Source organism: Comamonas humi, from assembly GCF_054782535.1.
In genome coordinates this window covers 1-15,339 of sequence record NZ_BAAGSH010000007.1, presented here as the reverse complement: position 1 = coordinate 15,339, position 15,339 = coordinate 1, and the positions used below count along the sequence as shown (strand labels likewise).

The following is a 15,339-nucleotide window of genomic DNA, read 5'->3' as shown; positions in this document are numbered from 1 at the left end:
CTTACCAGTTGGCCTCGCGCTCGGGGGTGGCGCTGATGCGGTGGATGGACAGGTCCGCGCCGTTGTATTCCTCTTCCAGGCTCAGGCGCAGGCCCACCGTGGCCTTGAGCGCCCCATAGACCAGAGCGCCGCCCAAGGTGGCCCAGAGTACGCCGATCAGCGTGCCAATGATCTGCGCGCCCAGGTGTACGCCGCCCAGCCCGCCCAGCGCCTGTGCACCAAAAATGCCCGCCGCGATGCCGCCCCAGGTGCCGCACAGGCCATGCAGCGGCCACACGCCCAGCACGTCGTCGATCTTCCATTTGTTCTGGGTGAGCGTGAACATGAACACGAAGATGGCGCCGGCCACCGCACCCACCACCAATGCACCAAGCGGGTGCATCAGGTCCGAGCCCGCGCACACCGCCACCAGGCCCGCCAGCGGACCGTTGTGCACGAAGCCTGGGTCGTTCTTGCCCAGCAGCAGCGCGGCCAGCGTGCCGCCCACCATGGCCATGAGCGAATTCACCGCCACCAGGCCGGAAATCTTGTCCAGCGTCTGCGCGCTCATCACATTGAAGCCGAACCAGCCCACCGTGAGGATCCACGCCCCGAGGGCCAGAAAGGGAATGCTCGATGGCGGATGCGCCGAAATCCCCCCGCCCTGGCGGTAGCGGTTGCTGCGCGCGCCCAGCAGCACCACGGCACCCAGGGCGATCCAGCCGCCCACGGCATGCACCACCACGCTGCCGGCGAAATCGTGGAACTCGGCGCCGGTCAGCGACTGGATCCAGGCCTGCACGCCGAAATGCTGGTTCCAGGCAATGCCCTCGAAGAAGGGGTAGACGAAGCCCACGATCACGGCTGTGGCGATCAGCTGCGGCCAGAATTTGGCCCGCTCGGCAATACCACCCGAGATGATGGCGGGGATGGCCGCGGCGAACGTGAGCAGGAAGAAGAACTTGACCAGCGCATAGCCATTCTGTGAGGCCAGTTGTTCGGCGCCCACGAAAAAGCCGGTGCCATAGGCCACCGCGTAGCCGACCACGAAATAGACCACGGTGGAGACCGAGAAGTCGACCAGGATCTTCACCAGCGCATTGACCTGGTTCTTGCGGCGCACGGTGCCCAGTTCCAAAAAGGCGAAACCCGCGTGCATGGCCAGGACCATGACCGCGCCCATCAAAATGAACAGGGCATCGGCGCCCTGTTTTAGTGCTTCCATGAAAGCGCTCCCTTGGGAAATTGCTGTGGTTTGGTGCGAAATTGCGCAGATGTCACGCAACGCACTAAAAGCAAGCAATATCCGCGCCAGCTTGGGGCTGGTGGGCGCTGGGGTACTCTTGGCGTGCCCCAGCATGGGGCGGTTCAGGTTCCTGCGAAGTCCACGGGCACGTGTATCAGCGGGGCGGGCGGTCCGCCGGCTGGTTGAAGAGGGCGTTGAGCTCTGTGCCAGAGGCCGCATCGGCAAAGCCATCGAACGTCCCATGCTCCGCGATCGAGCGTGCCGCATTGAGGAAGCCACCCCAGGCTGCGCGCGCCAAGGCGCCGCCGACGCTGACGCGCCTTACGCCAAGGCCGGCCAGGTCCTGGAGGGTCAGGTCGCTGGCCCAGCCGATCAGCACGTTGACCGGCCTGGGTGCGACCGCTGCAACCACGGCACTGATCTGCTCGCGCGTCCTGATGCCGGGTGCGTACAGGCAATCCGCTCCGGCATCCGCATAGGCCTGCAGGCGCAGTATGGTGTCGTCGAGGTCGGGGCGGCCCACGAAGAAGTTCTCTGCGCGCCCGATCAGCAGGGTGTCTCCGCCAGCCGCGTCAATCGCCGCGCGGGCCGCCCGCATCCGCTGGACCGACTCGGCAATGCCGCGTAGGGGCGCTTGCGGATCGCCGGTGGAATCCTCGATGGAGATGCCTGCCACGCCGGTCTCGACCGCCAGCCGCACGCTCTCGGCTACGCCTTCGGGCGTGCCTGCGAAGCCGCTCTCGAAGTCAGCGTTGATGGGCAGGTCGGTGGCTTCGGCCATGTAGCGCATGTGCGCCAGGGTTTCGGCGCGCGACAGCTGCCCGTCTGCACGCGCACACGACCAGGCGTGGCCCGAGCTGGTGGTCGCCAGGGCCTTGAACCCCAGCCCCGCCAGAACGCGGGCGCTGCCCGCATCCCACGGATTTGGCAGCACGAAGCAGCCCGACTGGTGCATTTCGCGGAAGATGGCACGCTTTTGAGAAACACTGCGATGGGTCATGGAGCCTCCTGGAAGACTGGGATGCTAACCCCGGGCCTGGATGCAGTCTTGCGCCCGGCGATCCCATCCGGCATGCATGCCCTACATGAGCAAGGCGCGCAGCAGGATGCCCGGTGCATCCAGCGGGCCCAGCGTGCGGCGTGTCAGCAGGCTGCCGCCTTGCTGCGCGCGTACCTTGGCCAGCATGGCCAGGCCGCCTTGCACCACCAGCCGTAGCTCCCAGCCGCTGCGCCCGGGCACGGTATGCACCAGCGGCGCGCCGCTGTGCATCAGCGCGTCGGCCCATTGCAGCACGTCGGCGATCAGCGCCTGCATGGCGGGCGAAGGCCGCTGCGCCTGCATGTCGGCCAGCGCCACGCCGAAGCGCTCGCGGTCGGCGTCGCACAGGTAGTAGCGCTGGCGCGGGATGTCCACGCTCAGGTCCTGCCAGAAGTTGATGAGCTGCAGCGCGCTGCAGATGGCGTCGCTCTGCGCCAGCGATTGCGCATCGGCAATGCCGTAGAGGTGCAGCAGCAGGCGCCCCACCGGGTTGGCCGAGCGGCGGCAGTAGTCCAGCAGTTCCGCGCGGTCGCGGTAGGTGGCGCCGGCCTCGGTGCGGGCGATGTCCTGCATGAAGGCGCTGAGCAGGTCGTCCAGCAGCGCCACCGGCAGGCCGAACTGGCGAATCATCGCGGCCAGCGGCACGAACACCGCATCCCACGGCGACTGCGGAGTCTGCCCGGCGGCCACGCGCGCCAGCTCGTCGCGGTAGCGCGATAGCTCGGCCAGCCGCTGTGCGGAGCCGGCATCGCCTTCGTCGGCGATATCGTCCGCTGTGCGGGCGAAGTGGTAGATGGCGGCGATGGGCGGGCGCAGGTGGGCGGGGCACAGCCACGAGGCGACCGGGAAATTCTCGTAGTGCTGGATGGGGGCGGATTCGTTCACAGCGCGGATGCTAGCGCCAAAAATGGCCGAACTGCCGCGGCAGCGGCCCGTGAGCATGTAGAATCGCCCGCTTGTCCGGCAGGACACGTTGCGCGGGTGGCGAAATTGGTAGACGCACCAGGTTTAGGTCCTGACGCCAGCAATGGTGTGGGGGTTCGAGTCCCCCCCCGCGCACCACCATCCATGAAAAACGCCACCCGGCAACGGGTGGCGTTTTTTTCTATTCTGTTTGTCAAAAAATATAGCTGCTAGCGCTTGCTGCATAAGCACTAGAGGCCAATTTCATCATAAATCACCAAAATTGGTCGGCGCATTGCGCTTGACCTGGGGTCGGTGCAGGCGGCGCTTGTTTTCCTTGCCCTTGGGCAGGTCGGGGGCGCGCTGCAGCTGGATGTTGGTGACCAGGCCGGTGCCGTGCGTGGCGTTGCTCATGCGCAGCTTGCCGCCCATGCGCTGCACGGTCTTGTCGACGATGGACAGGCCGAGGCCCGCGCCGGCCGCTGCGGTGCGGGCGGTGTCGCCGCGGAAGAAGGGCTTGGTCAGGTTGGCCAGTTGCTCGGGCAGCACGCCGCGGCCGCGGTCGCGCACCTGGATGAGCACGCTGCGCTCGCTACATTTCACGGTGATGTCGACCTGGGTGTAGTCGGTCTCGGGCGTCTTGCCATAGCGCCGGGCGTTTTCCAGCACGTTGGACAGCACGCGCGACAGCTCAATCTCGTCGGCCATCACCATCAGTTCGCGCGGCACGTCCATGTGGATCTGCAGCTCCTGGTGGTCCTGCACCGCATAGACGCACGACGAAACCACGCCATGCACGTTGACCGGCGTGAGCTTGGCGATGGTGTCGGGGCGGGCGTAGTCGAGAAACTTGTCGATCGTGGCGTCGAGCTGCACGATGTCGGCCACCATGTGCTCGCGGGCCACGTCGTCGAACACGCTCATCTCGGTTTCGAGGCGCAGCCGCGCCAGCGGCGTGCGCAGGTCGTGCGAGATGCCGGCGAGCATCACCGCGCGGTCCTGTTCGAGCTTGGCGAGCCGCTCCGTCATGCGGTTGAAACCGATGTTGACCTCGCGGATCTCGCTGGTCACGGCGTCCTCGTCCAGCTGCGCGGCGAAGTCGCCTTCCTTGAGCCGGTTGGTGGCGCTCGAGAGCTGCTTGAGCGGGCGGTTGATGAGGCCGGCAATGGCCGCCGCGCCCGCCAGCGACAGGCCGGCCGCGGTCAGCACCCAGATCAGCCAGGTCTTGCCGCCCGCCGGCGTGTAGCGCGAGGGCTCGATCAGGAACCAGTTCTGGTCGGCGCCGATGGTGAAGCCGACCCACAGGCCTTCCTGCCCGTTCACGCTTTGCGCCACCACGGTGCCGGGGCCCAGGCGGTGCGTCAGCTCCTGCGTCAATCGCAGGCCTAGCGGCGTGCCGAGGTCGAGCTGCTCGTAGCGGTCGTTCGGCTCGCGTGGGACGATGCGCACGCGCTCCTGGTCGGCCATGGCCTTGATGAGTGCAACCCGCGCGATCGGGTCGGCATGCACCAGGGCTTCGCGGCTGAGGTTGACCAGCGAGGCGATCTGCTGCGCGGTCTGAATGGTACGGGGCTCTAGCTCCAACGCCCTCAGGGTCTGCACCCAGGCGAAGATGCTGCCCGACAGCAGCACGGCCAGCAGAAAGAAGGTGCGCCAGAAAAGGTTGAAGCCCAGCCGCTTGCGCTTGTGCGCGCCAGGGTCCAGCGAACTCGCCACCGTATCGAGCGGCATGAGCCCGGAACCTTCATCGTGGGCGGCGGAGGTGGCCATAACCAAGTGCTCGGAAGGGGGCGCGGCAAGCCTCGCGGCTGGCCACGGCCGGAAAGTTCAAGAAAAAGCGGTCGCTAGTCTACGCGCGTTGGGCCGAGGCCGGCACCCCGCACCATTCAATTGTTGCCATCGGGTACGAAAACGTAGCCTACGCCCCACACGGTCTGGATGTAGCGGGGTGCGGCGGGGTCGATTTCCACCAGCTTGCGCAGGCGCGACACCTGCACGTCCAGGCTGCGGTCGAAGGGCTCGAACTCGCGGCCGCGGGCCAGCAGTGCGAGCTTTTCACGCGACAGTGGCTGGCGCGGATGGCGTACCAGGGTCTTGAGCATGGCGAATTCGCCGGTCGTCAGTGGCAGTTCCTCGCCGTTGCGCGTCAGCACGCGGGTGCCCATGTCGAACACGAAGGGGCCGAAGGTGACGACCTCGTTCTCGCCGGAGGGCGCGCCCGGCGCCTCTTGTGGCGGACGGCGGCGCAGCACGGCGTGGATGCGGGCCAGCAGTTCGCGCGGGTTGAAGGGCTTGCCGATGTAGTCGTCGGCGCCCACTTCCAGGCCGACGATGCGGTCCACGTCCTCGCCCTTGGCGGTGAGCATGATGATGGGCGTGCGGTCGTTGCTGGCGCGCAGGCGGCGGCAGATCGACAGGCCGTCCTCGCCGGGCATCATCAGGTCGAGCACGATCAGGTCCACGGTTTCGCGCAGCAGCAGGCGCTGCAGGCCCTTGCCGTCTTCGGCAATCATGACTTCGAAGCCTTCGTGCGACAGGTAGCGGCGCAGCAGGTCGCGGATGCGGGCGTCGTCATCCACCACCAGGATTTTGTCGACGCGATTCGGGGTAGTCACCATGTTCGGAGTCCTCTGACACGTTGGGAACACGCTGTCCGGGTGTGGCATGCAAAGAGGCAGGCCTGCCGCGGCAGCAAGAATGTGTCTATGTTACGAATTTTTGGCGGCTTGTTCCGTTAAAACCCTATGATTTACATATTCTTTAACAAATGACCGTATTTTTGCTTGCTGATGTAAGTGTTTTGATTGTTTTTGGCGCTTGTTTTGTCAATGTTTCAATGTAATGTTATTTATGCATAATTGAAAAAGGCGGGATGAAGGCTGCAAAAAAAGCCAGTGCGCGGTGTGCGCACTGGCTCGGTGATCGGGGTTGGTGGGGTTTACTGGGCGGCCCAGCCTCCATCCATGTTCCAGGCCACCCCGCGCACATTGCCCGCGGCCGGCGAGCAGAAGAAGACGGCCAGTTCGCCCAGCTCCTCGGGCGTGGTGAACTGCATCGAGGGTTCCTTCTCGCCCAGTAGCTGCTTCTTGGCCTCGTCGTTGCTGATGCCGAGCTGGGCAGCCTTGTCGTCCACCTGCTTTTGCACCAGCGGGGTCAGCACCCAGCCGGGGCAGATGGCGTTGCAGGTGACGCCAGTGGTGGCGTTCTCGAGCGCCGTCACCTTGGTCAGTCCCACGATGCCGTGCTTGGCCGCGACATAGGCCGCCTTGCCGGCGGACGCCACCAGGCCGTGGACCGAGGCCACATTGATGATGCGGCCCCAGTTGGCCTTCTGCATGGCAGGCAGCGCCAGGCGGCTGGTGTGGAAGGCGCTGGAGAGGTTGATGGCGATGATGGCGTCCCAGCGCTCGGGCGGAAAGCTCTCCACGTTAGCCACATGCTGGATGCCGGCGTTGTTCACCAGGATGTCCACCTGGCCGAACTCGCGGGCGGCGTAGGCGAACATGTCCTCGATGTCCGCCGCCTTGCTCATGTCGGCGCTGTGGTAGCCGATGCGCGCGCCCGAGTCGCCCATGGCGTCCTGCACCTGCGCCTTGGGGCCTTCGGCATCGCCGAAGCCATTCAGGATGATGTGGGCGCCTTGGCGGGCGAGCGCCTTGGCTATCCCAAGGCCGATGCCGCTGGTGGAGCCGGTGACCAGGGCTGTTTTTCCTTTGAGCATTCAATATCTCCGATGACGTTACGATAGGATGCAAGATCGTTCCCTGCCGGATCGTATCCGCAAATTGAAACCGCCATGCGACACCCCATGACCCAGCCGACCTTGAACTACGTGACCTGCGCAGGCGCGGCCTCCGCTGCCGCCCAGCGGCCAGATGCCACCCACCGCATGGCGTACTGGGAGTGGAACGGCACCGGCAACCCGCAGCACCCGCATGTGGTGCTGTGCGTGCACGGGCTGACCCGCCAGGGCCGGGATTTCGACGTGCTGGCCCAGCGGTTGTCGCAGCGCATGCGGGTGGTCTGCCCCGACGTGGCCGGGCGCGGGCGCAGCGACTGGCTGGCCGACCCCATGGCCTACCAGGTGCCGCAGTACGCGGCCGACATGCTGGCGCTGCAGCAGCAGTTGCATGCAGCCGGGCCGATTGGGACGCTGGACTGGGTCGGCACCAGCATGGGCGGGCTGATCGGCATGGCCATCACCGGCGAGCCTTCGGTGCAGCCGCTGCTGCCTGTGCCGGTGCGCCGCCTGGTGCTCAACGACGTGGGGCCGGCCATCGAGGCGCCGGCGCTGCAGCGCATCGGCCAGTACGTGGGCAAGAACATGCACTTCGACAGCGAGCAGGCGGCGGCGGACGCGCTGTGGAAGATATCGAGCAGCTTCGGCCCGCACACGCCCGAGCAATGGCTGGCGCTGAGCCGCCCCATGCTGGCGCCCGAGGCGTCCGGCGGCTTTTGCCTGCACTACGACCCGGCCATCGTCCAGGCGCTGCAGGCCATGACGCCGGACTCCGCCGCACTGGGCGAGCAGGTGCTGTGGAAGCTGTACTCGCAGATCACCGCCCAGACCTTGTTGCTGCGCGGTGCGGATTCGGACTTGCTTTCCCGCCAAACGGCCCAAACTATGGGCGAAATCGGGCCCAAGGCCCGGCTCGTGGAGTTCGCCGGCGTGGGGCATGCCCCCACCATCGTGGCACCCGACCAGATTGAGGTGGTCGCAGCATTCCTTGAAGAGACATAAAAAAGCTCGCTCTATGCATACGGTTTCAGCATGAAAAGTCTTTCGGCGGTAGCGCAGCCCATTGCGGGCTCCGACAGAATTCCCGCGGCACCGGTATCGCCGCTGGTGGCGGCCACGGCCCATGCGCTGCCGGAGCAGGAGAACGCGCTGACCCGCGCCCGCGCCTTCGCGCTGCCGCTGATTGCCGACGAGACGCTGGGCACCGGCGAGAACGCGCTGGAGCATGCCGATGCGGTGGCTGCCATCCTGCGGCACATCGGTGGCTCCGAGGCCATGCAGGCCGCTGCCTACCTGGTACACGCCAGCGTGCATTTGAACAAGCCGCGCGAGGTCATTGCTAAGGTGTTCGGCAACAGCTATGCGTCGCTGGCTGTCGAGACCACGGCGCTGATGAAGGTGCAGGAGCAGGCGCGCCAGGCCGAGTCGGACAACCTGGTCGACGACCCGGCCACGCAGACCGAGAACATCCGCAAGATGCTGCTGGCCTTCTCGCGCGACCTGCGCGTGGTGATGCTGCGGCTCACCTCGCGCCTGCAGTCGCTGCGCTGGTATGCGGCGAGCAAGCGGCCGGTGTCGCCCGCCATTGCGCGCGAGAGCCTGCAGGTGTTCGCGCCGCTGGCCAACCGCCTGGGCATCTGGCAGATCAAATGGGAGCTGGAGGACCTGTCCTTCCGTTTCCTGGAGCCGGACACCTACAAGAGAATCGCCAAGCTGCTGGACGAGACCCGGGTGGAGCGCGAGCTGTACCTGGAGAGCCTGCGCGATCGGCTCGAGTCGGACCTGCGCGCGCACAGCATCAGCGCCACGGTGGCGGGGCGCCCCAAGCATATATACAGCATCATCAAGAAGATGCGCGGCAAGTCGCTGGATTTCGAGCAGCTGTTCGACATTCGCGCGCTGCGCGTGGTGGTGCCCACGGTCAAGGACTGCTATGCCGCGCTGTCGCGGGTGCACGAGCAGTTCACGCCGATCGAGTCCGAGTTCGACGACTACATCGCCCGGCCCAAGCCCAATGGCTACCAGTCACTGCACACCGTGGTGCGCGACGCCAACGGCAAGGCCATCGAGATCCAGATCCGCACCCAGGCCATGCACGACAACGCCGAGAACGGCGTGGCGGCGCACTGGGCCTATAAAGAGGCGGGCGCCAAGGGCTATGCCGGCGTGTCGGCCGACAGCGAATACGACGCCAAGATCGCCGTGCTGCGCCAGCTGCTGGCCTGGCGCCGCGACATGGTCGGCCAGACCGAGGACAGCGGCCTGTTCGACGACCACATCTATGTGCTGACGCCCGACGCCGCCGTGATCGAGCTGCCGCAGGGCGCCACGCCGGTGGACTTTGCCTATGCGGTGCACACCGAGCTGGGCCACCGTTGCCGCGGCGCCAAGGTCGACGGCAACATGGTGCCGCTGAACACGCCGCTGCAGAACGGCCAGACCGTCGAGGTGTCCACGGTCAAGGAAGGGCGCCCGTCGCGCGACTGGCTCAATGCCGAGCTGGGCTACCTGGTGAGCAGCCGGGCCAAGGCCAAGGTGCGGGCCTGGTTCAATGCGCAGATCACGCATGAGAACATCAGCCGCGGCCGCGATCTGGTCGAGAAGCTGCTGCAGCGCGAGGGCAAGACCGCCGTGCGGCTCGACGACCTGGCCGGCGAGCTGGGTTTCAAGAGTGCCGATGCGCTGTTCGAGGTGGTGGGCAAGGACGAGCTCTCGCTGCGCGCCATCGAAAACATCCTGCACCCGCCCGCACCCGAGTTCGACCAGGACGAATACCTGCTGAACAAGCCGCGCCGTGCCAGCGAGGGCTCGGGCAAGGGTGGCGTGCTGGTGGTCGGGGTCGATTCGCTGATGACCCTGCTGGCCAAGTGCTGCAAGCCCGCGCCGCCCGATGCCATCGGCGGCTTCGTGACGCGCGGCAAAGGCGTGAGCGTGCACCGCCGCGACTGCAGCAATTTCCGCGAGATGAGCGCGCGCAACCCCGAGCGGGTCATCGACGTGACCTGGGGCGAAGGCCAGGGCGGCAAGCTGGCCGAGGCCGCGGTCTACCCGGTGGACGTGGCGGTGGAGGCCGCCGACCGGCAGGGCCTGCTGCGCGACATCTCGGAAGTCTTTGCGCGCGAGAAGACCAATGTCATCGGCGTGCAGACCCAATCGGTCAAGGGCACGGCATGGATGACCTTCACCGTGGAGATCGCCGGCACCGACCGCCTGTCCAAGGTGCTGGCGCAGGTGGCCACGGTGCAGGGCGTGCGCTCGGCGCGCAGGCGCTGAAGCGGGTTTTTTTGCGAGTTGGTGCAGATATTTGTGCGGGCCCGTTTTTTCAGGCTATAATTTCAGCTTCAACGACAGGCGCATAGCTCAGCTGGTTAGAGCACCACCTTGACATGGTGGGGGTCGTTGGTTCGAGTCCAATTGCGCCTACCAAATTTCCCCTCTGAAACACGAGGGCCATAAACTCCGGTGGGAGATTTATGGGAGATTACCCGGCCTTGAGCCGGGTTTTTTCTTTCTCACGCAGCATCGCCTCCATCTTGGCCTTTTCCCGGCCGCGATCCGCCCCATCGATCCACTTGGCATAGACCGAGAAGAGCATCTTTGCGTTCTTGTGCCCCATCTGCCTGGCGATGTAGGACGGATTTACCCCGGCTGAAAGTGCATTCGTGGCGTAGGTGTGCCGTGTCTGGTACGGGCGCCGCCAGCGGATACCTGCCCGGCGCAGGGCGGGGCGCCAGAACGTATCCCGTTGACTGCGCTCGTCCTTCCATGGCCTTTCGGTGATCGGACTTTCGAAGATGTGCCGCCCCAATTCCTGGTCCAGGGTGTCATTGCTGCCGAGCATCGTCCACGGCTTCATCACCTCCAGCGCCGCAAGGGCGCGCTCCATGAGATCCACATCGCGCACGTTGTAGGTTTTCAGCGGCTTCACTTCTCCCGCCGTCCGTGCGCGCTGCACGCGGATGGTGCCGCTGGAAAGGTCCAGATCCCCCCAGCGCAACTCAATCAGCTCCTCGGGCCGCATGCCTGTCATGAATGCGAACTCGAAGTAAGACCAGGCCCGCAAATCACCCTTCTCGCGAATGTAGTGCAAGACCTTTTCCATCTCGTCCGGGCTCAATGGATCAGGCAGTGAGGCTTGATGCTTGCTGTTCTCGATGCCGTCCATCGGGTCAGCGAGCTGGAGTTCGCGGCCGGCCAGCGTGAACACGCCGCGCAGGGGAATCAGGTAGTTGTTCAACAACTTTGCCGACTTCCAGGGCTGGCTGCCGACTTTCGCTGCTACGACTGCATGGGTCAGCGCCTCCATGGCCGAGTCTTTGCCCAGGAGGGACTGCCAGACTTCGAGCGCATTGCGGTACTGATTCAAGGTGTTCTTGGCCAGGCGACCTTTCGTCTGCAGCCAGAGATTGCACCACTCCTCGAAGTTGTGCGCCGGCTTCGCTTTCTTGGCTTGCGGGGAATCCGGGAAATATTCAGACCACTCGAAGGCGCCGCGCGCAACGGCCTTGCGGACTCGCTCCATGAGCTTCTCCGCATAGCGGATGTTCGCGGGTGTCGGTGGCAGCGCCAGGCGCACGCGCTGCCATTTCCCTTCCAGGGTGAAATTCACCCGGATGGATTTATCACGCGGCTCTACGCCGCTGCCATCACGACCCATTTGCCAAGAAGGCCGCATGGGAAACTGAGCGCCGCCGTAGTTGCCCACTTCAAGCCAGATCCAGAGGTTGCCGAGGGGTGCGAAGCCGAGGACTATTGGGAAGACCCGGTAGAAGTCTGGCCCGAAAACTGGGATTCGCTGCTGCTGTTCATCAGCCTGCAGACCCAGTGGAATGTGGCTGTCGGCATGGGCGGCGGTGGGCGGCTCGGTCTCCGATACGAGGCCACTTACCCACTGCTGGATCGGGTTGCCGAGGGCGATCAGGCGGAATGGAACCGGCTCTTTGCTGAGATCCGGCATATGGAGCGGGCCGTGCTGGCGATTCCAGTGAAGTGAAGTGAACGGCTTCGGGTAACATGCCGCTTGTCTATTTAACGGAGGCGGCATGCAAAAATTTGGATTAATTGTTACCGGGCTGTTGTTTTGTCAGTCTGGATGGGCTGGCGTATCAACTTTGTCGGAAGCGGAGAAGGTTTGTGTGGATAGAAATCCAGAATTCACTTCTCCGATAGATGATGGCTCCAAGACATTCTCTACTGAAGATAGATTTAACATCGCGTTTAGGTATAAGACCTTGAATGTGATTTGCTCAGTTGGCCGCAATTCCGGTGAAATTGAGCAACTAAAGGCCGGAGAGAAAATAATATCTAAAGAGGAGTTGAAGGCTGGAGAACGACGGAAAAATGAAAGTAATTTGCTGGGCGATAGGATCGCAGCTGGGGACTATCAAGATTTCCTTAAGAAGCTAAAGAACAATGTTGCAGATAAATTTAAAGACCCAGATTCAGTGAAATTTAGAGGGCTATTTTTTAGCAATCGAAAAGGTATGCCAACTCTCTGTGGAGAAGTTAATGCAAAGAACTCCTATGGTGCCTATGTCGGATATCGTGGTTTTTATGCGAACTCCGGCGGCGAAGCGATGGCAGCACATGGTGGCGAGGGGTCCGGACTCATTTATGACAACATGTCCAAAGAATTCTGTAACTCTAAATTTATTGATGTAGAGTAACTTGACCACTCTCGGTTAGTTTTGAATTTAAGGCCTGCGATTTCGCAGGCCTTTTTATTGACCAGCTTCGGCTGGTTTTTTCGTTTGTGGGGCCGCCAATGGCAGAGCAAGATCGCAAAGTCAATATCGTTGTTGGTGCCGAGAACCAAGCCAAGGGCACCTTCCAGGAGATCAAGGCCGACGCTGCCGAAATGGCGAACTCGGTCAAAAAATCTGGCGATGAGGCATCCAAGGGTATAGAAGGCATCGGCGATGGGGCCGACAAGGCTGCACAGAAGCTTGCCCGCGCCGAAGGATCGATGGCCCAGGAGCTGCAACGTGCAACGGAAAAGGCCAAGATCGCCGCTCAGGCTGGCGATAGAAGCAGTCGGTCGCTGCGCTGAACACCGCGGACTTCAAGCAGATGGACGAGCGGCTTACCAAGTCGCTCGAAGCCTCCAAAGAAGAACTGGCCATCCAACGCGATGGCCTTTCTCTTATTGGCATGGAAGAAGTGCAGCGCAAGAAGATCGTTGCCCAGCGCAAGATCGCGCTTGAACTCGCCAAGGAAACGGCGGCGATTGACCGCATGAAGTTCGATGATGAGCCGGACGACCTGACCGCTTTCATCCGCAAGCAGGAGCTCAAGGCCAAGGCCCGCGAAAAGGCCGAGACGGACACCCAGACCGCGCTGCTGAAGATCCAGGAGGAGTACGTCAACCAGCAAGTGCAGCAGTACGACGAGATCTTCCGAAAGGGTTTCGCCGACATGCTGAACGGCGGCGAAGATGCCTGGAAGAGCTTTTCGAAGTCACTGGTGACGACGTTCAAAACGACCGTCGCGGATCAGATCTACAAGATGTTCCTGCGGCCCATCGTGGTGAACATCGTTGGGTCGTTCGCAGGCATCCTGGGTCTGGGCGGTGCTGATCGGAAGGGCGGCAGCGCCGGCACCCTGCTGAGTCTGGCGAGCAATGCCAACACGGCACTCAGCCTGTTCAATGGCTCCTGGGGCTCCACGCTGCTGGGCAACTCGTATGCCTACGGCATGCTCACGCCCGGCCTCACTGCCGGCAGCCAGCAGGCAGCCATGCTCGCGGCGCAGACGGGAGACTTCGGCTTTGCCGGCCTGCAGGCCACCCAAAGCGCCGCGGCCTACGCGCCCGGCGCTGCGGTCAACAGCATGTGGTCGCAGGGCGGCATGGGCTGGGCCGGCGTAGCCGTGGCCATCCCCATGATCGCAGCCTATCTGGGCGGCATGTTCAAGGACGAAGTGCAGGTGGGCCAGGGCCTGACTGGCACGCTGGGCGGCGACCTGTACGGCTACCAGTTGCTGCGCGAAAGCGGCGGCCTGTTCGATGGTCCGGACTATCGCTACATCATTGCCGAGAAGGAGATCAAGAAGACCAAGGCAGAGATCGAGGCGCTGAAGAACGATCCGTCGTTAACGGGTGAGAAGGGCGAAGGCGAGCGGGCATACCGCCTGCAGCGCCTGTATACCCGTCTTGACCGCCTGGAGCGTGAATACGGGACGCAGATCGAGGGCACAAAGGGCCCCATCAAGATCCTGCAGGACGCATTCACGAACATGCGCGAGAACACGGCCAGCCAGGCCGACATCCTGCACCTTGATGGAGATTCCATCCGCAAGATGACGGTGGAGCTGGGGCTGGACACCATCCACCCCGACACCGGTGGCAAGGGCCTCGAGCTGACCGGCCTGACGCAGGAGGAAGCGCAGAAGAAGATCCAGGATGCCCTGAACCAGGCCAACGAAGAGTTGGCCCGCTCGGTGCTGGGATCGTGGCAGCAGCAGACCAAGGAGGTCACCAAGCTGGTGTGGGAGCAGGTCTGGGTGCCTGATGACAGTGACGCCGGCGGCTCGTACCAACGGGTTGGCAAGGAGGTCACCGAAACGCTGACCGAACAAGTCTGGGTCATGAGCGAGTACGTCCGCGAGGGCGAAACCGCCGTGCAGGCGCTGGGCCGGCTGTCCGGCAGCTTGTCCGCCGCCAACACGGTGATGGACTTGCTGGGCGATACGCTGTTCGACACGTCGCTGGCCGGGGGCGACCTCGCCTCCGACCTGATGGACGCATTTGGCGGCGCGGACAAGTTCACGGCCGCGACCGGCAACTTCTACGACAAGTTCTACACCGACCAGGAGAAGGTGCAGAACCAGACGCGCCTGCTCAATGCCGAGCTCAAGAAGCTGGGCATTGAAACCATGCCGACCAGCCGTGAAGCGCTGCGCGACTACATCAACAGCCTGGACCTGACGACGGAAGAGGGCCAAAAGCTCTACGCAAGTCTGCTGGGCCTGGTTGGCCAACCTGAGCTTGTCCACGCTGCTGGCCTGCGTACAGGCTGGCGACATGCGCGGCGCGGCCGATCAGCTGCTGCGCTGGGACAAGTCCAACGGCAAGCGCATGCTGGGCCTGTACCGCCGCCGTGTCAGCGAGCGGGCACTGTGGCTGGGCGCCTCGGGTGCGGACGCCATTGCCGCCGGCCAGGCGGTGAGGAGCCTGCCATGATCACCATCGCAATGCTCTGGTACTGGTGGAGGGCTTGGGAATGATCTACACCCATGTTGCAGCCGGCCTGCTGGGCGCGGCCATCGCCGCCAACAGCGCGTGGCAGATCCAGGACTGGCGCCTTGGCGGTCAGATCGAAGCCATGAAGACGGCCCAGGCCACTGCCGCGCTGAAGGCTGAAAAGCTGGCCTGTTGATTTCCACGCAAACCTGACCCACTATTTCCATCGAATCTTGACCCACCCTTGTTCGTGA

At 63.8% G+C, this 15,339-nt stretch carries 14 protein-coding genes and 2 tRNA genes; 9 read left to right on the top strand and 7 right to left on the bottom strand.

The window, feature by feature from the left end; all coding sequences use genetic code 11:
- Window position 1: 1 nt before the first annotated feature.
- The 3 genes from ACYVKR_RS07185 to hpnC all read right to left on the bottom strand — a co-directional run bounded on the left by ACYVKR_RS07185 (window position 2) and on the right by hpnC (window position 3,149).
- A complete protein-coding gene (locus ACYVKR_RS07185; RefSeq protein ID WP_460480132.1) occupies window positions 2-1,204 on the bottom strand; it encodes an ammonium transporter in 1,203 nt (400 codons plus the stop codon).
- A 175-nt stretch (window positions 1,205-1,379) separates the two neighbouring features.
- Window positions 1,380-2,225: an isocitrate lyase/PEP mutase family protein gene (locus ACYVKR_RS07180; protein ID WP_460480131.1), complete on the bottom strand. Its 846-nt coding sequence runs from the start codon at window positions 2,223-2,225 to the stop codon at window positions 1,380-1,382.
- 81 nt (window positions 2,226-2,306) lie between these two features.
- On the bottom strand, window positions 2,307-3,149 hold the full coding sequence (gene hpnC / locus ACYVKR_RS07175) for a phytoene/squalene synthase family protein (RefSeq protein ID WP_460480130.1): 843 nt from the start codon (window positions 3,147-3,149) through the stop codon (window positions 2,307-2,309).
- Between the two features lie 90 nt (window positions 3,150-3,239).
- Between hpnC and ACYVKR_RS07170 the strand changes: the two genes are divergently transcribed.
- Window positions 3,240-3,326 (top strand) — tRNA-Leu (locus tag ACYVKR_RS07170).
- Window positions 3,327-3,434: 108 nt separating this feature from the next.
- On the opposite strand, the gene ACYVKR_RS07165 is transcribed toward ACYVKR_RS07170, so the two are convergent.
- The 3 genes from ACYVKR_RS07165 to ACYVKR_RS07155 all read right to left on the bottom strand — a co-directional run bounded on the left by ACYVKR_RS07165 (window position 3,435) and on the right by ACYVKR_RS07155 (window position 6,888).
- The gene (locus tag ACYVKR_RS07165; protein WP_460480667.1) at window positions 3,435-4,898 is read right to left on the bottom strand and encodes a sensor histidine kinase; all 1,464 of its coding nucleotides are present in this window, start codon (window positions 4,896-4,898) and stop codon (window positions 3,435-3,437) included.
- Between the two features lie 155 nt (window positions 4,899-5,053).
- Window positions 5,054-5,785: a two-component system response regulator OmpR gene (ompR, locus tag ACYVKR_RS07160; RefSeq protein ID WP_460480129.1), complete on the bottom strand. Its 732-nt coding sequence runs from the start codon at window positions 5,783-5,785 to the stop codon at window positions 5,054-5,056.
- 320 nt (window positions 5,786-6,105) lie between these two features.
- Entirely contained in the window at window positions 6,106-6,888 is a 783-nt protein-coding gene (locus ACYVKR_RS07155; protein WP_460480128.1) for a 3-hydroxybutyrate dehydrogenase, read from the bottom strand.
- 87 nt (window positions 6,889-6,975) lie between these two features.
- Here ACYVKR_RS07155 and ACYVKR_RS07150 point away from each other — a divergent pair, with 87 nt between their 5' ends.
- The 3 genes from ACYVKR_RS07150 (at window position 6,976) to ACYVKR_RS07140 (ending at window position 10,332) form a co-directional block, all read left to right on the top strand.
- Window positions 6,976-7,908: an alpha/beta fold hydrolase gene (locus tag ACYVKR_RS07150; RefSeq protein WP_460480127.1), complete on the top strand. Its 933-nt coding sequence runs from the start codon at window positions 6,976-6,978 to the stop codon at window positions 7,906-7,908.
- A gap of 30 nt (window positions 7,909-7,938) precedes the next feature.
- A complete protein-coding gene (locus ACYVKR_RS07145) occupies window positions 7,939-10,179 on the top strand; it encodes a RelA/SpoT family protein (RefSeq protein WP_460480126.1) in 2,241 nt (746 codons plus the stop codon).
- Between the two features lie 76 nt (window positions 10,180-10,255).
- Window positions 10,256-10,332: transfer RNA gene (locus ACYVKR_RS07140), tRNA-Val, on the top strand.
- 55 nt (window positions 10,333-10,387) lie between these two features.
- Here the strand turns inward: ACYVKR_RS07140 and ACYVKR_RS07135 are convergent.
- The gene (locus ACYVKR_RS07135; protein ID WP_460480666.1) at window positions 10,388-11,563 is read right to left on the bottom strand and encodes a tyrosine-type recombinase/integrase; all 1,176 of its coding nucleotides are present in this window, start codon (window positions 11,561-11,563) and stop codon (window positions 10,388-10,390) included.
- On the opposite strand from ACYVKR_RS07135, the gene ACYVKR_RS07130 reads away from it, so the two are divergent.
- The 5 genes from ACYVKR_RS07130 to ACYVKR_RS07110 all read left to right on the top strand — a co-directional run bounded on the left by ACYVKR_RS07130 (window position 11,564) and on the right by ACYVKR_RS07110 (window position 15,281).
- A complete protein-coding gene (locus tag ACYVKR_RS07130; RefSeq protein ID WP_460480125.1) occupies window positions 11,564-11,899 on the top strand; it encodes a DUF1799 domain-containing protein in 336 nt (111 codons plus the stop codon).
- 49 nt (window positions 11,900-11,948) lie between these two features.
- The gene (locus ACYVKR_RS07125; protein ID WP_460480124.1) at window positions 11,949-12,572 is read left to right on the top strand and encodes a hypothetical protein; all 624 of its coding nucleotides are present in this window, start codon (window positions 11,949-11,951) and stop codon (window positions 12,570-12,572) included.
- Window positions 12,573-12,670: 98 nt separating this feature from the next.
- Window positions 12,671-12,955 carry a hypothetical protein gene (locus tag ACYVKR_RS07120; protein WP_460480123.1) on the top strand — a complete coding sequence of 95 codons (285 nt, stop codon included), beginning with the start codon at window positions 12,671-12,673 and terminating at the stop codon, window positions 12,953-12,955.
- A gap of 20 nt (window positions 12,956-12,975) precedes the next feature.
- Entirely contained in the window at window positions 12,976-15,129 is a 2,154-nt protein-coding gene (locus ACYVKR_RS07115) for a hypothetical protein (protein ID WP_460480122.1), read from the top strand.
- Window positions 15,126-15,281, top strand: a complete 156-nt coding sequence (locus ACYVKR_RS07110; RefSeq protein WP_460480121.1) for a hypothetical protein — start codon at window positions 15,126-15,128, stop codon at window positions 15,279-15,281. Before ACYVKR_RS07115 ends, ACYVKR_RS07110 begins: the two co-directional genes overlap by 4 nt.
- Window positions 15,282-15,339: the final 58 nt, after the last annotated feature.